The following is a 17,093-nucleotide window of genomic DNA, read 5'->3' on the forward strand; positions in this document are numbered from 1 at the left end:
TCGGTACACTCGTCGCATGGCTAGAAACACTTCTGTCACGCTTGGTGACCACTACAGTAACTTCGTCGCAGACCAGGTAGCGAGTGGCAAGTTCGAGACCTCCAGCGAAGTGCTCCGAGCTGGGTTACGGCTACTCGAAGAACGCACGGAGAAGATTGCCGCCCTCAACTCTGCTCTTGAAGCGGGGGAGCAAAGCGGGTTTCACGAATTCAATGTGGACGAGTTCCTGGCCCGTGCGAGGCGGGCGCGGTGACCGTCTGGACCAGCGAACTTGCCAATGCCGATCTGTTGGATATCTGGGAGTACACCTCGGAAACCTGGGGTGTCATGCAGGCTGACGCCTACATTCGCGCCATTAGCGAGCGTTTTGTTCAGCTCGACGCATTCCCCGCCGCAGGCCGCTCGGTAGAGGAGATCCGAGCTGGATACAGAAGAATTAAGTACGCTAGCCACGTTATTTACTACCGACCCGTGCCGGACGGAGTGCAGATTGTAAGGATTCTGCACGAACGCATGGATCCTTATTTGCACCTCTAGCCCTCTTCCACAGGCTCCGGCTGACACTTCGGGCACCACCAGATCACCCGCTCCAAGTCCCCCTCCCCGCCCAAGAAACCTTTCCTAATCAGCGTGGTGCAGCGCCGGCACGGCTTGTTGTTCCGCCCGAACACGTAGCTGGTCTCCCCCGCGCGCTTAACGCCGGTGCTCACCCGCACAGGCTCGTCCTTGTTCGCCCACATCAGGCGCCGCGCAAGGAGCAGGAGCTTATCGACGTCCGAGTTCTTCACCTTTTCCCTCGGATGCACGCCACCCAGGAAACAGATCTCCGCGCGGTACTCGTTGCCGATGCCGGCTAAGCGGTACTGGTCGAGCAACGCCCTGCCAATCTCCCGCTCCGGGTCTTCGAGGATGCGTCGCTTCGCCTCCTCGAAATCGAAGTCTTCCGCCAGCAGGTCAGGACCAAGGTAGCCCATCCGCTCGTCGAACTCGCGGGCCGGGAACACCTCGACGAGGCCGAGCTCGTGCCCCACCAGCTCGATGTCCGCCTTGGGTTTGTCGGCGAGCCTTAAGACCACCCGCGCCGTGTAGCCGGGCTTCCGCCAACGCGCGCCCGCACGGTGCATCGCCCACGTCCCCTCCATCTTCAGGTGCGTGTGCAGCACCTGCGGCTCGTGCCCGTCCGCCGCGAACAGCATGAACAGGTGCTTGCCGTACGGCCACACTTCCTCGCACACCATGCCGGTGAAATCCACCGTGGCATAGCGCGGCACGCGCAGCGACGTGTGCGTGACCTCCCGTCCCGCCATGAATTGCAGACGCTTGGACAGCTGGTAAACCGAATCGCCTTCAGGCATGGGTGGGAGTGTACTTGCACGTCGACGTGGCCACGATATCGATCCTCCCGGTAAGTTGAAGGCGTGAAACGGAGACTAGCCGCGCAGGCCAAACGCAACGGCCGCTCCATGGAGGCGGAGGCTCGCCATCTCCTCGACGATGGGACAAAACCGCCCAACCTCGGCCTCGCCCTCTACGAAGCAAGCCGCGATATCGGCGGAGTGCACCTGCAGATTCCTCCGCGAGAGGGACGAGCTCGAGCGGCGGATCTCTCGTGATCCTCCTCGACACCGTGGACCCGTGGGAAAGTTAGCACCGGGAACCTCCCGGGTTGTCACGCGAGTACCGTAACCCGCATGCGTATCTTCACGGTCGGCCACTCAAACCTCGAGCTCGACGAGTTCGTCCGGATGCTCGAGGCTGCGGGAGTGCAATCGGTCATCGACGTGCGCAAACTCACCGGCTCGAAGAAGTACCCCTGGTTCAACGACGACTCTCTCGCTGAGAACCTGCCAGAGCACGGCATCACGTACGGCAAAAGCGCGGGCCTGGCGGGTCGGCGAAATGTGTCCAAGACCGTGCCCTTCGAGGTCAACGCCAACTGGCAAAACCGCAGCTTCCACAACTATGCCGACCACGCTCTTGGACAGGAGTTCGCCGACGCGCTGGCCGAACTGCGCCGTCACGCCGCTGAAACCCCCACAGCGATCATGTGCTCCGAGGCAGTGTGGTGGCGCTGCCACCGCCGCATCATCGCTGACCACCTCCTCGCCCACGAAGACGACGTCAAGCACATCATGGGGTTGCGGGCCGATGGTGCGACGATAAGTGAAGCAAAGCTTAACGACGGCGCCGTGATCGGCGACGACCTCCTCGTGCGCTACCCAGCACAGTGAGTCGAGGCTCACCGTGGGAAAGCCTTTGCCGCTCGCTCACCTGATCGGTTGTTAGCGATTCACGTCGAAGCGTCTCGCCACTCCGTCCTCGATGAGCTCAAGGACCTCCCCGATATTGACCATCTCCGTCCTTGGGCCGCGGCCTGAGAATGTATGTAACTTGAATTCGCGACGCTCCCGCTCTTCGATCGCATCGAGCATATCGAGGACTTGAGCAATGTTAGTTATATCGACCTTCGGTTCGTAGTCGAATTCAGGAAGCTCGAAGCGGGGATTCATGGCTCATAGCGTAGGTCATGGATCGGGATACCAGTCGTACATCAAACCCAGTACCCGCAATACCAGCACAAATCTCCTAACCAATCCGCTACGAACCAGGATTCGCCGCAACCCCCTTGAACTGCACCTCAGTGCTGGCGTGGGTACGCAAAAGACCCTGTTCACGGCCCGAGTAGCGACACCGGTACGACGTTAATCCCGTCCGCCCAGTGTACGCGGACCCGCCCCCAGTCACCACCAGCAGCACCGGGTCAACCTCTAGCTGGCTGGCAAAGCGCGTGAGCGTCTCCGCCGCCGCGTCGACTACGTGCGGGTATTGGCCAAGTTTCGGGGCAGCATTCGGAAACAGGTGTAACTCTACTCGAAAAGTTGGAGCTACCTGAACCAATGCTGGCATGGCGGTGATGAGAAACCAGGCACGTCCCAACCATCCCCCGGTTAGTCGTCGAAGCTGAGCACCTCATCCTCGTTTGCAGCTGGCAACCGGGGATCTAGCTCCCCCATTTCCTCCAACGCCTCGGCCACACTCCTGCCCCGCCGCTTCGGTGCCGCATGCACCTTCCCGCCGATGCGCGCGCCCTTGTGGGTCACCGTCGCCCCGTACTCGCGCAGGCTGAACGCCGCTCCCCCATTAAGCTTTTCCACGCTCAATGGAGACATGCGGCCACGCCTCACGGCGTCGTCAAGCGCGTGCACCACCAGCGGCAGCGGGTCGCCCACCCCGTCGGGGAAGTGGTCGAAGAACGTGGTCATGGTCTTGCCGCCGCGGGTGATGTGCGCGGCCAAAAGGCCGTCGATCAGCACCACCATCGCACCCGCGGAGCGGGTCGGGCCCTGTTCCGCCCATGGCAGTGCGGCACCGTACGGGTTCGCGGGATCCGTCGCCGCCAGCACGTGTACCAACGGCTCCCGCGCACCCGACGGCCAGCCCACAATATCGTCGGAATCTTGATAGCCACGCAGCCTATCGATGGTTGCAGGCGTGGAAAACTGGGACGCGCCGAGGCCCTCAATGAGGTAGCCGCGCATGGCCTTCCCGCTTTCCTCGAAGCCGGACAGCGTCTTATACGCCAGCGCGAACCCGCCCAGCACGTCCTCGGCGACGATGCTGCCGCGCGTGACCACACCGTAGCGGTCCAGCCACGCTTCACCGAACGCGAGCGAGCGCCGCGTGGCATCCGCATCCGGCGCAGGCGTCGCCGCCCAGCGCCCGGCCATGTCCGGCGGGGTGAGGTTGGCAAAGGAGGTGCGTCCCGAGCGCACCCTGCTTCGCGACGGCCGCCGCTTCGCCCTGTGCGCCACCTTCCCGCCCGCAAGCCTTGCGCGGATCGGGGCGAAGGAGTCGGGTGCTAAGAACCCGGCCTCCACAAGGTCCCACATGGCTTCGCGCAGCTCCTCCGTCGTGGCGCTCTGCACGCCGCCAACGGCTGCCAACAGGTCCGTGAACAGGTACCCGCCGCCGCGGCCGATCGTGTCCAAAACCTGCTGCTGGGTCAGGCTCAACACCGGCGGGTCCACCTGCGGCATGAGCTGGGCGGCGTAATCGGTGGGCAGCAACATGATCCACGGGTCGCGCGCGCCCGCCTTCCCCGCGCCGACGATGGCAATTTCGCCGCCGGAGGTCAGCTCATCCAGCATCTCCGGCTGGTAGTCACCCACCCGGGAGGGCAAGATGTGGGACTCCCACGCGCTGGCCGGCAACCGCACACCGGCGAGCTGCTCCAGCACGGAATACACGCCGTCGGCACCGCGCAGCGCGGGCGTGACCCCGGCCGGGGCGACGTTCGCCCACGCGGGCATGAAGCGGCCGAACGCCGACTGGGAAACCGGTCGCGCCTGCGCCCGCGCCGCCGCCAGTGATCGCGTGCGGATGGTGCGCAGCACCTCGGCGGCGACGTACTCCTGCTCATCGATGCCCTGGCGAAAACGACCCTCAACAACCTTGTCATTATCTATAAAGGGTTGCAGCGCGGAATAGGCGGCGCCCACCGCAAGGCCGAACGCGTCCGCCAAGTCGCGCAGCGTGAACGGCCCGCGGGTGCGTACCCACCGGCCCACCAGCTGGGCCAGTGCGTCCGGGATGGTAGCCACCTGCGCCGGCACGCCGGGCGGGACGGGTACGCCCAGCGCGTCGCGGAGGAGCGCCGCGTCCAGGGTTTGCGCGACGTGCTCGCGCCCGCCGATGCGCACCCGCATCACGCGCGCGGGCCCCAGGGTCTGTTCCAGCGTGTTTAACGGTACGGAGGTGTACTCGGACAATTCGTCGACAGGCACGGGCCCCACGATGCGCAACGTGTCCGCGAACTGCTCCGAGGTTTCGGCGCGGCCGACGCGGCGCAGGTTGCGGTCCACTTCGGCGATAATGTCGGCGTCGAGAAGCTCTCTGAGCTCCACCGTGCCCAGGAGCTTGGCCAAAAGCGAAGGGTCCAGCGCGAGCGCCGCGGCGCGTTTCTCCGCAAGGGGCGTGTCGCCCTCGTACATGAACGCGCCGGTGTAGTTGAACAGCAGGCTGGACGCGAAGGGGCTGGGCGTGTCCGTAGTCACCTCGGCCACGCGGATGCGCCGCGTGTTCAGTTGCCGCATCACGTCCTGCAGCGCCGGCAGGTCGTAGACATCCTGGAGGCATTCGCGCACCGTCTCCAAGATGATGGGGAAGGACGGGTAGTTGCGGGCGACGTCGAGAAGCTGCTCAGCACGCTGCCGCTGCTGCCACAAGGGGGCGCGCTTGCCGGGGTTCTTGCGTGGGAGCAGGAGCGCACGCGCGGCGCACTCGCGGAAGCGGGAGGCGAAGAGGGCGGAGTTGCCCACCTGCTCGGTGACGATGTCCGCGATTTCGTCTGCGTCGAATTGGAAGAGCGAGCCGTCCGGCTCCTTCTCCCCCTGCGGGAGGCGCAGGACGATGCCGTCGTCGCCGGCCACAGCCTGGGCGTCCATGCCGGTTTCTTGCGCCACGCGCCACCCGGTGGCCAGGGCCCACGCGGCGTTGACGCCTTTGCCGAACGGGGTGTGCAGCACCACGCGCCAATCCCCCAACTCGTCGGTGAAGCGCTCGAGCACCAGCGTCGTGTCGTCCGGCAGGATGCCAGTGGCCTCCTCCTGCTCCGCGAGGTACTGCACAAGGTTGTTGCGGGCTTTCTCATCCAGCGAGGGGTCGATGCCCTCGCCGCTTTTCGCTTCCCGACGAAACGCGCCCAGCGCCTTGCCCAGCTCGTACGGGCGGCCCAGGCTGTCACCAGTCCAGAACGGCAAGCGGCCCGTGTGGCCAGGAGCCGGCGAGACCTGCACCTGGTCGCGCGTGATGTTCTCGATGCGCCAGCTGGATGCGCCGAGGGTGAACACGTCACCGACGCGGGACTCGTACACCATCTCCTCGTCCAGCTCGCCGACGCGGCGGGGCACGCCGCCCTCCGCATCCGAGCCCACGAGGAAAACGCCGAACATGCCTCTATCCGGAATCGTGCCCGCGTTGGTCACGGCGACGCGCTGCGCGCCGGGGCGGGCTTTCAACGTGGTGCCCTCCAGGATCGCGCGGGGTTTCAGCTCCGCGAAGTCCGTGGACGGGTACACGCCGGTGACCAGGTCGATCACCGCGTCGAACACCTCGCGCGGCAGGTCGCGGTACGGCCAGGCGCGGGTGACGGTCTCGTACCAGTCGTCCACCTCGATGTCCTCGAACGCAATCGCGGCGACCGTCTGCTGCGCCAGCACGTCGAGCGGGTTCTTCGGCGGATGCAGCTCCTCGATGAGGCCGGCCCGCATGCGCGGCACCGTCACCGCCGTCTGTACCAGGTCGGAGCGGTGCTTGGGGTAGAACGAGCCCTCGGAGATCGCGCCCACCGCGTGCCCGGCGCGGCCCACGCGCTGCAGGCCGGAGGCCACGCTCGGCGGCGATTCCACCTGAATCACCAGGTCCACCGCGCCCATGTCGATGCCCAGCTCCAAGGAGCTCGTGGAGATCACCGCTTTGAGCGACCCCTCCTTCAGCATCGTCTCGGTGAGCAGGCGCTCATCCTTGGACACGGAGCCGTGGTGGGCGCGCGCGATCACGGGTACTGCGTGGCCGGCGGTGTCCACGGACTTCATCAGTTGCGCGGGCGGGCGCCGCGTGGGCGCGCTGAGCGCCTCCGGGTCGTGCTCCTTCGCCCACAGCTCGTTGATCTGGCTGGTCAGGCGCTCCGCCGTGCGGCGCGAGTTCACGAACACGATGGTGGAGCGGTGCGCCATGACTTCCTGGTACACCGCCTGCTCGATGTGGGGCCAGATGCTGTTCTTCGCGCCTGACGGGAGCGGTGCGGGTGGCTCCGCTTCGTTCGGGCCGGTCAGAGGATCGTCGTCAAGCAGTAAGCGATCGTCGATGATCGCCTCCCCGATGGTGGAGCCCTCCTCGGGGACGGGGAGATCGCTCATGTCCTCCACGGGCACGCGCACGACGAGGTCCCAGCGCTTCTCGGCGGGCGGGTTGATGATGGTGGTGCGCGGCCCGAGGAAGTTGGCCACCGTTTCGATGGGCCGCACCGTGGCGGACAGGCCGATGCGCTGGAAGTTCCCCGCGAGCCTGGCCAGCCGTTCGAGGGAGAGCGCCAGGTGGACGCCGCGCTTCGTGCCGGCGAGCGCGTGGATTTCGTCGATGATCACGGTGTCCACGGATTGCAGGATCGCCGCCGCCTTCGACGTGAGCATGAGGTAGAGCGATTCCGGGGTGGTGATCAAGATGTCCGGCGGTTTGCGCAGCTGGCGGTTGCGTTCGGCCTGCGGGGTGTCGCCGGAGCGCACGCCTACGGAGATGTCCGGCATCTGACGGCCCATACGCTGCGCCACGCGCGTGATGCCCTGGAGCGGGGCGCGCAGGTTGTTCTCCACGTCCACGCCGAGGGCTTTGAGCGGCGAGATATAGAGGACGCGGACGCCGCCGTGCGTGGAGCGCTGGGCACCGTCGATAGGCAGGGCCTGCTGCCCGGCGCGCTCAACGAGGGAGTTGAGGGACCACAGGAAGGCGGCGAGTGTTTTGCCGGAGCCGGTGGGGGCGACGACGAGGGAATTTTCGCCGTCGGAAATCGCGCGCCACGCGCTCGCCTGCACCGCGGTGGGCGCAGCAAAAACCTCCTCGAACCAGGTTGCCACCTGGGGGTGGAAGCGGCTCAAGACCTCGGAATGCTCGGCGGGCATGGGCTTACTTTAGCCGGTAGGATTCGGGGGTATGAGCGCCGAATACTCCGATTCCAGGCTAACCAACCTCATTGCGCAAGGCACCGGCGAGATCCTGAAGGGCATCCGCGGCGTGGGCCTGCTGCGCGGGCGTGAGCTCGGCGAGGCTGGCGATGACCTCGCGCAGAACTGGATCGCTCGCGTGTTGGAGCAGCACCGTCCGGGTGACGGCTTCCTCTCCGAAGAGGCAGCTGATGATCTGGCCCGCTTGGACAACAACCGGGTGTGGATCGTCGACCCGCTCGACGGCACTAAGGAGTTCGCCACCGGCCGCCAGGACTGGGCGGTGCACATCGCGCTGGTTGAGGACGGTGTGCCGGTCCACGCCGCCGTCGGTCTGCCGGACTTGGGCGTAGTGTTCAAGTCCTCCGACGTGCGCCACGTTTCCGGCCCCTTCGCCGGCAAGGTGGCAATGTCTCGCAACCGTCCCCCGGCTGTCGCCTCCTTTGTAGCGCAGGAGATCGGGTTTGAAACCGCCCAGGTCGGCTCCGCCGGCGCGAAGGCGATGCACGTGCTGCTCGGCGATTATGATGCGTACGTCCACGCCGGCGGCCAGTACGAGTGGGACCAGGCCGCGCCGGTGGGCGTGTCCATGGCCGCGGGTCTGCACTGCTCCCGCCTCGACGGCTCCGAGCTGCGCTACAACAACGCGGATACCTACATTCCGGACCTGCTGATTTGCCGCCCCGAGCTGGCAGATGACATTCTCGCTGCATGTGCTCGCTACTACGAGCAGCACGGCAGCTTTGAAGGAGTCTCCAACTAGTGGCAATCCCCACCCCGTACGAAGATCTCCTGCGGGATGTACTTAAAAACGGCACCCCGAAGGGCGACCGTACTGGCACCGGCACCCGCAGCGTGTTCGGCCGCCAAATCCGATACAACCTCGAGGACTCGTTTCCCCTCCTGACCACCAAGAAGGTCTACTTCAAGGGCGTGGCCGGTGAGCTGTTGTGGTTCCTCCGCGGCGAGTCCAACGTGCGCTGGCTGCAGGAAAATGGGATCCGCATCTGGAACGAGTGGGCGGACGCAGACGGTGAGCTTGGCCCCGTCTACGGCGTGCAGTGGCGTTCCTGGCCCACGCCGGACGGGGCACACATCGACCAGATCGCCCAGGCCGTGCGCACGCTCACCGAAAACCCCGATTCCCGCCGCAACTTGGTGTCCGCGTGGAACGTGGCGGAGCTGGACAAGATGGCACTCATGCCCTGCCACCTGCTGTTCCAGCTCTACGTTGCCGACGGCCGCCTGAGCATGCAGGTGTACCAGCGCTCCGCCGACATGTTCCTCGGTGTGCCGTTCAACATCGCGTCCTACGCTCTGCTCACGCACATGTTCGCGCAGCAGGCGGACCTCGAAGTCGGCGAGCTGATCTGGACGGGCGGCGACTGCCACATCTACAACGACCACATCGAGCAGGTGCGCGAGCAGCTCAGCCGCGACGCACGCCCCTACCCGCAGCTCAAGCTGTGCAAGGCCGACAGCATCTTCGACTACACCTTCGAGGACATCGAGGTTGTCGGCTACGACCCGCACCCGACCATCACCGCAAAGGTTTCTGTCTAATGGCCACCCTCGGCGCCATCTGGGCGCAGTCCCTCGACGGCGTGATCGGCGACGGCGACACCATGCCCTGGCACCTGCCGGAGGATCTCCGCCACTTCAAAGAAATCACGATGGGCCGCCCCATCATCATGGGCCGCCGCACGTGGGAGGCACTCCCGGTGAAACCCCTGCCGGGCCGCGCGAACCACGTCTTGTCCTCGCGCGAGCCGGGCCGCTGGTCCGACGGCGCGTACGTCTCCACCGACCTGCCGGACCTCAACACGGACGCGTGGATCATCGGCGGCGGCCAGCTCTACGAGGCCACGCTCGACGAGGTCGACGTCATCGAGCGCACGCTTATCGACGTTCATTTGGCCGACGCCGTCACCACCCCAGTCTTCGCGCCCCGCATCGGGGACGAGTTTTCGCTTACCGACGACGGTGAGTGGCAAACGTCGAAAAGCAATGGCCTCAAGTTCAAGTACCAGCGCTTCGAGAGGAAATAATGAGCATCTCTGCACCCGAGACCACCGAGCACGTCACCATCTTCGCCGCCGAGTGGTGCCCGTTCTGCAAGAAGCTGCGCGAGCGCCTCGACCGCACCGAAACCCCGTACGAGGTCGTGGACGTGGACGCCGACGGCATGGACGAGGTCAACGCGTGGATCGAGAGCGTGAACGGCGGCAACCGCATCGTGCCCACCGTGCTGTACTCCGACGGCACGCACGCCACGAACCCCGAGGCCTCCGCGGTGCGCGCCAAGCTGCGCGAACTCACCGGCGAGGCGTAAGTTTCAGGCGCGCCCGCACGTGCGCTAATCTTGGCCTGTTGCCCTAGTAGCTCAGTGGATAGAGCACGGCTCTCCTAAAGCCGGTGTCGGAGGTTCGATTCCTCTCTGGGGCGCTCGGTCGTTGACGGCGAAGTCCGCTGGGAGCGCAGGACGCTCGGCTTGGCCGAGACCACACCTCCTTGCCAGGAGAAAACCCCAGCTCACAACTAGCATGAGGGGTGACACTCTAGGAGGGTTCATGTCTTCTGCAGTCGGTTCCAACTCCCCCGCTCCCGCCTACTCCCCTGAGCAAATCGCCGCGAGCGAGAAGATGTCCGGCGTGTACCTGCGCATCGCCATCGGTGCCTGCTTAATCAACATCGCGATGGCGGTCTCGTTTACCGCCATGAGCTTCTTCACCCCGGTGATTCTCGGCGAGTTCACCTCGTTCTCTGCTTCCGAGTTCCTCATTTATTACACCCTGCTCGGCATCTGCTCGGCGCTCTCGATGCCGCTGGCGGGACAGCTCGTCGACAAGATTAAGGCGCAGGGCCTGCTGATTCTCGGCGGTTCGGTCACCGCGGCCGGCCTGGTGCTGTTCGGCATCTCGTCGAAGATCTGGATGTTCTACCTCGCCGGCATCATCATCGGCCTCGGCGTCGGTCTCTCGGCGCAGTACGTGCCGGTGGTGGTGATCAACCGCTGGTTCATCAAGGGCAAGGGCACGGTGCTCGGCATCGCGCTCGCCGGTTCCGGCATCGGCGGCGCCATCTTCGGCGCGGTGTTGCCCAAGCTTATCGACGCCACCGGCTGGCGCCCCACCGCATTCTTCCTCGCCGCCTTCTTCGCAGCGTTCACCGTGCTGCCTGCGCTCTTCCTCATCCGCAACAGCCCCGCCGACGCCCGCGTGCCGGCCTTCGGTCAGCTCTCCGCCGACGCAGACCAGACCGCCACCGCCGGCGGCGTCGAGCCAGGCCTCACCCAGGCGGAGGCCTACAAGTCTCCGGGTTTCTACGTGCTCGCCTTTTCCGTGCTGCTCCTCGGCATCACCTACGGCCTGACCCAGCACCTGGTCAACTACCTTTCCAACACGCCGTGGGACATTTATGTACCGCCGGAGAAGATCTCCGCCGTCATCGTCACCGAGATGATCGCGCTGATCATCTTCAAGCCGTTCCTCGGCTGGCTCATCGACAAGATCGGCTTGATGAAGACGCTCTGGATCACCCTCGGCTTCGCGGCCATCGCGGTGCTCGTCTCCACGTGGGTCACCTTCTTCATCCCGTACCTGGTGCTCATCGTCTTCATGTCGCTCGGTGCCGCGAACGGCACGGTCTCCCCGCCACTGATCGCGCAGGCCGCGTTCGGCCAGCGGGACTTCGCCAAGATCTGGGGTGTGCTCGGCATGGCGTTCCCGATCGGCCTCGCGCTGGGCACCCCGCTGTGGGGCTGGTTCCCGGAGCGCTTCGGCTCCTACGGCATGGGCTTCGTGCTCGTCCCGGTGGCCACGCTGATCTTCCTCATCGGCTTCCAGTTCGCCGTCATGCACACCCGCAAGCAGTGGGCTACTGCGCCGCTGGCCGCTGCTTAAGCCCGGCGAAAGCGACGGCGGGCAAGCCGAACAGCGGCCCCAAGAACCCGGCCAGCGCGAGCGGGTTGATAAGCGCGCCGATCACCTCGGGCGGAAACGCCGCATAGTACAAGTGGGACCCGCCCGCCGGCGCGTAACAGAGTGCGGCGAGCACCGTCAGGATGCGTACGCTCGCAGGCACCCCGGGCCAGCACGCGCCGACGAGCAGCGCAATGCCGCCGACCAACCACACCACGGCACCCAGGATGTCCATCGCAACCCGCGGCCCGAGCAGGGCGTAGATCACCGTGAAGATCACCAGCACAACGTGCACCCACACCAGCGCCCGCAGGGCATTCGAGGACTTGCCAGTCATACTGTTTCTTATACCTAACAACCCCTACCCCGCGCACGGTTTGCCGCTCACGCATACACTGCCCCTGTGCCCGCTCCGCTGACCCGCCGCCGCTTCCTCGCCGCCTCGCTCCTGCTCACTGGCGGCGCGGTGTCATGCGCTCGCCCCACCGAAACGATGTCGGACCCGACCACCACGGTCACATCGACACGGATGGAAACGGCGGCGCCGGTAACGCAGACGTCGGCACGCATGCCCGCGCCGGAAGCGTACGCAGGCGAGGTGCCGCAGGCCTTCGGCACGCACCTGCCCGGGATCGTGGATACGGTGCCCACCACGCCCGGCGCGCGCACCGTGGCGCTCACGTTCGACGCGTGCAGCGGGCTTTACGACGCCGCCCTCATCCAAGTCCTGCGCGAACACCGCGTCCCCGCCACCCTCTTCCTCGCCCAGCCGTGGATCGAGGCGCACCCGGACATCACCGCGGAGCTCGTAGCCGACCCGCTCTTCCATATCGAGAACCACGGCACCCGCCACGTGCCGCTCACCGTCGCCGGCCAGCCCGCGTACGGCATCCACGGCACGGCGAGCCCCGCGGAGGCGATCGCGGAGATCCGCGGCAACGCCGATACGCTCGCGGGCTTCGGCGTGCAATCGCGCTGGTTCCGCGCCGGCACCGCGCATTACGACGACGTCGCCGTCCGCATCGCAGGCGACGCCGGCATGCAGATCGCCGGCTTCAGCGTCAACGGCGACTACGGCGCCACGTCCGGCGCGCACGCGGTGGCGCAGCAGATCATCGGCGCGCCCGACGGCGCCATCGTGCTGGCGCACATGAACCACCCCGGGTCCGGCACCGCCGCCGGCGTGCGCCAAGCGCTTTCTTCGCTTTCCGACGTCCGCTTCGTGCTTCTCGACGATCACCAGCACCGCGTCGCTCCCCACCACCCGTAACGCGCGGGACTAGTGTGACGGGTGTGAATACGATCAGCCGTCGCGCCATGCTGAAATCCGCCGCGATCGCGACCGCGGCCGCCGCCATCGCCCCCGTGCCCGCCCGCGCCCAGGGCCGCGTGATGGGGACTGTGATTGATTACGCTGCGGGGGTGCCGTCGGCACGCGCTGTGAAGGCGCGCGGCCACCTCGGCGCGGTGCGCTACGTGTCCGAGCGCCGGCCCGGCGCGACCTGGATGCTGGGCAAACCCGTCACGCTCGCCGAGACGCGCGACTTCAAGGCCTACGGCCTCGCCACCGCCTCCGTGTACCAGTTCGGGCGCGCCGAGACCGCCGACTGGCTGGGCGGCGCGGCGTCGGCTGCCCGCCACGCGCCGGAAGCGATCCGCATCCACCGCGCCGCCGGCGGCCCGACCGGCCGGCCGATCTACGTGGCCATCGACGACAACCCCACCCGCGCCCAGTACGACGCCCAGATCCGCCCCTACCTGCGCGCCTTCCAATCCGCGCTGATGCTCGCCGGATACCAGACGGGCGTGTACGGCAACTACAACGTGATCCAGTGGTGCATCGAGGACGGCATCGGCAGCTTCTTCTGGCAGCACGACTGGGGCTCCGGCGGGCGCATCCACCCGCGCACCACCATCCACCAGAAGGCGAAGTGGACCGACACCATCGACGGCGTCCAAGTGGACATCAACAACGTCTACTCCGCCGACTGGGGGCAGTGGACCCCCGGCGCCGCTGCCGCCCCGCAACCGGTCGCGCCGGCGCTGAATTCGGTCATCTCCCCCGACGACCGCCAGACCGCAGCCGCCGTGGCCGAACTGGTGAAGGGGTCAAGCGAACTATCTTCGCAGATCGACCTTCAATCGCTCCTGCGGCGCTAGCCGCCTGTGGATAACCCCGCGGTGATTGCTGACGCCGCAACGGAGTTATCCACAGCTTCGCCGCCGGGCCTTCCGCGACGGTTGCGCCCGGCTTAGTGTGCGGGGCATGACCACGTTCACCGCGCTCGTAGGGGCGCTCGCCGCCACTTCCGTCGACACGCTCGAAGGCTTCGACAAAGCCGTCGCGCTCGACGCCGGCATCAACCCCGGCTGGGTGCACACCTGGGGCCAGCTCCACGCCACGTACTACGGGCGCACGCGGTTCACGCGCAAGCAGCGCGACGCCCGACGCCTCGCCCGCAACGCGTGCCTCACCCTCGACTTCCTGAACATGGTCGAGCGCCGCCTGTCCGCGATCGAGGACGAAGCCACGCGCCACACGCGCCGCCTCGAAGTACTCGCCATGCTCGCCGCCGCGCCGTGCCGCACCCGCAAGCAGCTGCGCCGCTTCCTCAACGAGCACCTGCCCGCCACGCAGCGCGCCCCGCTGCCGGGCGTGCGCTTCGGCCGCTCGATTGCGGGGATGCGCACGATGATTGTCACGGCGTCGGAACGCGAGCTCGCCGACCTCGAGCACGCCCTGCTGCAGCTCGTCGACCACACGAAACCCCTCGCGCCCCAGCTGCTCACGCACTTCCTCATGCTCATGCGCGGCGACGCCGCCCACAGCGGGGTCCCGCTCGCCACGCCGCACCCGACCCTCATGATCGCGCTCGAGGACTGGGTGTCCATCCATGAAGGCACCGGCGACGAAGTGGTGCTCGGGCTTACCGACGGCACCACCATGACCGGCGCCGAGTACCTCGCACAGTTCGCCGACGAGGAGCACCACCTGCAGGCCGCGCTCTTCCACCCGGAGCACGGCGCGGTGAACCTGTACCGCACGGAGCGTTTCGCCAACGCGAAGCAGCGCACCCTCGCGGCCATGGTGAACCCCGTCTGCCCCGTCCCCGACTGCCGACGCCCCGCCGACCACAACCAGGCCCACCACATCACCGCCTGGCACCACGGCGGCGAGACAAACCTCAACAACATCGCGATGCTGTGCAGCTACCACAACGGGGTCAACGACGACGACCCCGCGCACCCCAGCCGCGGCCGCGTCGAGATGGTGCGCGGCACCCCCACCTGGCATTCCCCGAACGGGCACCCCGTCCCCAACCCGGTGCATCCTTACGGCGCGATGCAAACACTGTTCGGCTAACGCTTTTCGACGCTCATTTTCTCCGCCAGCCGCTCCCCGAGCGGCCCCTCGGCATGCCCTGCGCGCGGGCAACAAAAAACAACGGCGGGTTCCTATGCGGAACCGCGCCGTTGCTGTGTTACGTCAGTGTCAGCGACTAGTGGTCGACCGGAGCCTCCACGCCGACACCGGTGAGGGAGCGAACTTCCATCTCGGCCTGCAGGGCGTCGAAGTTGTCCGGCTTACCCAGGTAGGTGCCGATGATGCCGGCCAGGAAGCCGATCGGGATGGAGACGATACCCGGGCTGGACAGCGGGAAGAGCGCCCAGTCAGCGTTCGGGAACATGGAGCTCGGGGAGCCGGAAACTGCCGGGGACAGGAAGATCAGCAGCAGGCAGGAGATCAGGCCCGCGTAGATGGAGCAGACAGCGCCGGTGGTGTTGAACTTCTTCCAGTACAGGGAGTACAGGATGGTCGGCAGGTTCGCGGACGCCGCGATGGCGAAGGCGAGGGACACCAGGAACGCCACGTTCTGGGTCATGGCCAGGATGCCGAGGATGATGGAGACGATGCCGAGCACAACCACGGTGATGCGGGAGACGCGGACCTGCTCCTCCTCGGAGGACTGGCCGTCGCGCAGCACGGCGTCGTAAACGTCGTGGGCGATGGAGGCGGAGGCGGTAATCGCAAGACCTGCCACCACCGCGAGCACGGTAGCGAACGCGACTGCGGAGATCAGGGCCATGAAGATGGAGCCGCCGAGCTCGAACGCCAGCAGCGGTGCGGCGGAGTTCGCGCCACCCGGGGCGGCGAGGATGCGGTCCGGGCCGACGAACGCTGCAGCAGCGTAGCCGAGGATGAGGGTGAGCAGGTAGAACGAGCCGATGAGCACGATGGCCCAGGTCACGGACTTGCGGGCTTCCTTCGCCGTCGGCACGGTGTAGAAGCGCATGAGCACGTGCGGCAGACCAGCGGTACCGAGCACCAGGGTGAGACCCAGGGAGACGAAGTCGATCTGCTTGGTCAGGGTGCCGCCGTACTTCAGGCCCGGCTGCATGATGGCCTCAGCGGCGTAGCCCTTCTCGGCGAGGGTCTGGGAGGACGCGTGCATGTCGATCGCAGCGTCGAAGAGGTTGCCGCCGCGCAGCTTGACAAACACCAGGACAGCCATGATCGCGACACCGGCGATGAGCAGCACGGCCTTGATCATCTGGACGTAGGTGGTGCCCTTCATGCCGCCGATGAGGACGTACACGATCATGATCACGCCGACGATCGCGACACAGATTGCCTGCGAGCTGAAGGAGTGCAGGTCCAGCAGCACGGACACCAGGGAGCCGGCGCCGGCCATCTGGGCGATCAAGTAGAACAGCGACACGAACAGGGTGCCGAAGGCCGCAGCCACGCGCACCGGCTTCTGCTTCAGGCGGAAGGAGAGCACGTCCGCCATGGTGAAGCGGCCGACGTTACGCAGCGGCTCGGCGACGAGCAGCAGGGCCACGAGCCACGCCACGAAGAAGCCGATGGAGTACAGGAAGCCGTCGTAACCGTTCAGCGCGATGGAGCCGACGATGCCCAGGAAGGACGCGGCGGAGAGGTAGTCACCCGCGATGGCGAGGCCGTTCTGGGTGCCGTTGAAGGTTGCGCCGCCGGTGTAGAAGTCGGAGGCTTCGCTGGTGGTCTTGCCGGCACGGGTCACCACGAACAGGGTGACCACGATGAAGATGCCGAAGACGGCGATGTTGAGAATCGGGTTGCCGGTGCCCTGCGCAGCGGGGGCGGCGAGAAGAGTCGTCTGCATGGTCTTAGCCCTCCATCACTTCGCGGATGTGCGCCGCACGCGGCTCGATGTTCTTGTTCGCCCACTTCACGTAGAACCAAGTGATGGCGAACGTAGTGATGAACTGCAGAAGGCCCAGCCACAGGCCCACGTTGAGGCCGAGGAACGGACGCGCCATGGCGTCGGACGCGAAGGTGGCAACCAGCACGTAAAGCAGGTACCAAACGAGGGACGCGATCATCATCGGGAACGTGAATCCGCGGAATGTGCTGCGGAGCTCCTGGAATTCGGAGCTCTGCTGCATTGCGACGAACTCCTCGGGAGTGGGCTCA

The 17,093-nt window shown here is 66.3% G+C and carries 18 protein-coding genes and 1 tRNA gene; 13 read left to right on the forward strand and 6 right to left on the reverse strand.

What is annotated here, in order from left to right; translation table 11 throughout:
* Positions 1–16 precede the first annotated feature (16 nt).
* Entirely contained in the window at positions 17–253 is a 237-nt protein-coding gene (locus M5J20_RS09165; protein WP_253578860.1) for a type II toxin-antitoxin system ParD family antitoxin, read from the forward strand.
* A complete protein-coding gene (locus M5J20_RS09170; protein WP_253578863.1) occupies positions 250–537 on the forward strand; it encodes a type II toxin-antitoxin system RelE/ParE family toxin in 288 nt (95 codons plus the stop codon). Before M5J20_RS09165 ends, M5J20_RS09170 begins: the two co-directional genes overlap by 4 nt.
* Here the strand turns inward: M5J20_RS09170 and M5J20_RS09175 are convergent.
* Positions 534–1,355, reverse strand: coding sequence for a DNA-formamidopyrimidine glycosylase family protein (locus tag M5J20_RS09175; RefSeq protein ID WP_253578866.1), 822 nt, complete (start codon positions 1,353–1,355; stop codon positions 534–536). The two genes, M5J20_RS09170 and M5J20_RS09175, sit on opposite strands and share 4 nt — an antisense overlap.
* 63 nt (positions 1,356–1,418) lie before the next feature.
* Here M5J20_RS09175 and M5J20_RS11555 point away from each other — a divergent pair, with 63 nt between their 5' ends.
* Together M5J20_RS11555 and M5J20_RS09180 are read left to right on the forward strand one after the other, a co-directional pair.
* A complete protein-coding gene (locus tag M5J20_RS11555; RefSeq protein WP_437177639.1) occupies positions 1,419–1,613 on the forward strand; it encodes a FitA-like ribbon-helix-helix domain-containing protein in 195 nt (64 codons plus the stop codon).
* Between the two features lie 78 nt (positions 1,614–1,691).
* Positions 1,692–2,231 (forward strand): DUF488 domain-containing protein, encoded by a 540-nt coding sequence (locus M5J20_RS09180; protein ID WP_253578869.1) that lies wholly within the window; start codon positions 1,692–1,694, stop codon positions 2,229–2,231.
* Positions 2,232–2,282: 51 nt separating this feature from the next.
* Here M5J20_RS09180 and M5J20_RS09185 read toward each other — a convergent pair whose 3' ends face one another.
* Together M5J20_RS09185 and M5J20_RS09190 are read right to left on the reverse strand one after the other, a co-directional pair.
* Positions 2,283–2,510, reverse strand: coding sequence for a hypothetical protein (locus tag M5J20_RS09185; RefSeq protein WP_253578872.1), 228 nt, complete (start codon positions 2,508–2,510; stop codon positions 2,283–2,285).
* Between the two features lie 438 nt (positions 2,511–2,948).
* Positions 2,949–7,676: an ATP-dependent helicase gene (locus tag M5J20_RS09190; RefSeq protein WP_253578875.1), complete on the reverse strand. Its 4,728-nt coding sequence runs from the start codon at positions 7,674–7,676 to the stop codon at positions 2,949–2,951.
* Between the two features lie 31 nt (positions 7,677–7,707).
* On the opposite strand from M5J20_RS09190, the gene M5J20_RS09195 reads away from it, so the two are divergent.
* From M5J20_RS09195 to M5J20_RS09220, 6 genes are all read left to right on the forward strand, one after another.
* Positions 7,708–8,481 (forward strand): 3'(2'),5'-bisphosphate nucleotidase CysQ, encoded by a 774-nt coding sequence (locus M5J20_RS09195; protein ID WP_253578878.1) that lies wholly within the window; start codon positions 7,708–7,710, stop codon positions 8,479–8,481.
* A complete protein-coding gene (locus M5J20_RS09200) occupies positions 8,481–9,281 on the forward strand; it encodes a thymidylate synthase (protein ID WP_253578881.1) in 801 nt (266 codons plus the stop codon). The genes M5J20_RS09195 and M5J20_RS09200 overlap by 1 nt, the downstream gene beginning before the upstream one ends.
* Positions 9,281–9,766 (forward strand): dihydrofolate reductase, encoded by a 486-nt coding sequence (locus tag M5J20_RS09205; protein ID WP_253578884.1) that lies wholly within the window; start codon positions 9,281–9,283, stop codon positions 9,764–9,766. Before M5J20_RS09200 ends, M5J20_RS09205 begins: the two co-directional genes overlap by 1 nt.
* Positions 9,766–10,050 (forward strand): mycoredoxin, encoded by a 285-nt coding sequence (locus tag M5J20_RS09210; protein WP_253578887.1) that lies wholly within the window; start codon positions 9,766–9,768, stop codon positions 10,048–10,050. Before M5J20_RS09205 ends, M5J20_RS09210 begins: the two co-directional genes overlap by 1 nt.
* 40 nt (positions 10,051–10,090) lie before the next feature.
* Positions 10,091–10,163: transfer RNA gene (locus M5J20_RS09215), tRNA-Arg, on the forward strand.
* A gap of 125 nt (positions 10,164–10,288) precedes the next feature.
* Positions 10,289–11,620 (forward strand): MFS transporter, encoded by a 1,332-nt coding sequence (locus tag M5J20_RS09220; RefSeq protein ID WP_253578890.1) that lies wholly within the window; start codon positions 10,289–10,291, stop codon positions 11,618–11,620.
* Here the strand turns inward: M5J20_RS09220 and M5J20_RS09225 are convergent.
* On the reverse strand, positions 11,595–11,975 hold the full coding sequence (locus M5J20_RS09225) for a hypothetical protein (RefSeq protein ID WP_253578893.1): 381 nt from the start codon (positions 11,973–11,975) through the stop codon (positions 11,595–11,597). The genes M5J20_RS09220 and M5J20_RS09225 overlap by 26 nt on opposite strands.
* A 66-nt stretch (positions 11,976–12,041) precedes the next feature.
* On the opposite strand from M5J20_RS09225, the gene M5J20_RS09230 reads away from it, so the two are divergent.
* The 3 genes from M5J20_RS09230 (at position 12,042) to M5J20_RS09240 (ending at position 15,002) form a co-directional block, all read left to right on the forward strand.
* Entirely contained in the window at positions 12,042–12,908 is an 867-nt protein-coding gene (locus M5J20_RS09230) for a polysaccharide deacetylase family protein (protein WP_253578896.1), read from the forward strand.
* A 47-nt stretch (positions 12,909–12,955) separates the two neighbouring features.
* Positions 12,956–13,798, forward strand: a complete 843-nt coding sequence (locus M5J20_RS09235) for a DUF1906 domain-containing protein (protein WP_256478236.1) — start codon at positions 12,956–12,958, stop codon at positions 13,796–13,798.
* A 106-nt stretch (positions 13,799–13,904) separates the two neighbouring features.
* Complete coding sequence (locus M5J20_RS09240) at positions 13,905–15,002, forward strand: HNH endonuclease signature motif containing protein (protein WP_253578902.1); 1,098 nt, start codon at positions 13,905–13,907, stop codon at positions 15,000–15,002.
* A 136-nt stretch (positions 15,003–15,138) separates the two neighbouring features.
* Here M5J20_RS09240 and M5J20_RS09245 read toward each other — a convergent pair whose 3' ends face one another.
* On the reverse strand, positions 15,139–16,782 hold the full coding sequence (locus M5J20_RS09245) for a monocarboxylic acid transporter (protein ID WP_253578903.1): 1,644 nt from the start codon (positions 16,780–16,782) through the stop codon (positions 15,139–15,141).
* Positions 16,783–16,786: 4 nt separating this feature from the next.
* Positions 16,787–17,065, reverse strand: coding sequence for a DUF485 domain-containing protein (locus M5J20_RS09250; RefSeq protein ID WP_256478237.1), 279 nt, complete (start codon positions 17,063–17,065; stop codon positions 16,787–16,789).
* Between the last annotated feature and the right edge of the window lie 28 nt (positions 17,066–17,093).

The sequence above is a fragment of the Corynebacterium stercoris genome (genome assembly GCF_024160105.1).
In the GTDB taxonomy this organism is placed as follows: Bacteria; Actinomycetota; Actinomycetes; order Mycobacteriales; family Mycobacteriaceae; genus Corynebacterium; species Corynebacterium stercoris.

Excerpts from the sequence above, each read along its gene's own strand:
- M5J20_RS09190 (WP_253578875.1), bottom strand. The coding sequence starts at position 7,676 with ATGCCCGCCGAGCATTCCGAGGTCTTGAGCCGCTTCCACCCCCAGGTG.
- M5J20_RS09225 (WP_253578893.1), bottom strand. The coding sequence starts at position 11,975 with ATGACTGGCAAGTCCTCGAATGCCCTGCGGGCGCTGGTGTGGGTGCAC.
- M5J20_RS09220 (WP_253578890.1), top strand. The coding sequence starts at position 10,289 with ATGTCTTCTGCAGTCGGTTCCAACTCCCCCGCTCCCGCCTACTCCCCT.
- M5J20_RS09180 (WP_253578869.1), top strand. The coding sequence starts at position 1,692 with ATGCGTATCTTCACGGTCGGCCACTCAAACCTCGAGCTCGACGAGTTC.
- M5J20_RS09185 (WP_253578872.1), bottom strand. The coding sequence starts at position 2,510 with ATGAATCCCCGCTTCGAGCTTCCTGAATTCGACTACGAACCGAAGGTC.
- M5J20_RS09240 (WP_253578902.1), top strand. The coding sequence starts at position 13,905 with ATGACCACGTTCACCGCGCTCGTAGGGGCGCTCGCCGCCACTTCCGTC.
- M5J20_RS09245 (WP_253578903.1), bottom strand. The coding sequence starts at position 16,782 with ATGCAGACGACTCTTCTCGCCGCCCCCGCTGCGCAGGGCACCGGCAAC.
- M5J20_RS09210 (WP_253578887.1), top strand. The coding sequence starts at position 9,766 with ATGAGCATCTCTGCACCCGAGACCACCGAGCACGTCACCATCTTCGCC.
- M5J20_RS09205 (WP_253578884.1), top strand. The coding sequence starts at position 9,281 with ATGGCCACCCTCGGCGCCATCTGGGCGCAGTCCCTCGACGGCGTGATC.
- M5J20_RS09165 (WP_253578860.1), top strand. The coding sequence starts at position 17 with ATGGCTAGAAACACTTCTGTCACGCTTGGTGACCACTACAGTAACTTC.
- M5J20_RS09250 (WP_256478237.1), bottom strand. The coding sequence starts at position 17,065 with ATGCAGCAGAGCTCCGAATTCCAGGAGCTCCGCAGCACATTCCGCGGA.
- M5J20_RS09175 (WP_253578866.1), bottom strand. The coding sequence starts at position 1,355 with ATGCCTGAAGGCGATTCGGTTTACCAGCTGTCCAAGCGTCTGCAATTC.
- M5J20_RS09195 (WP_253578878.1), top strand. The coding sequence starts at position 7,708 with ATGAGCGCCGAATACTCCGATTCCAGGCTAACCAACCTCATTGCGCAA.
- M5J20_RS09235 (WP_256478236.1), top strand. The coding sequence starts at position 12,956 with ATGCTGAAATCCGCCGCGATCGCGACCGCGGCCGCCGCCATCGCCCCC.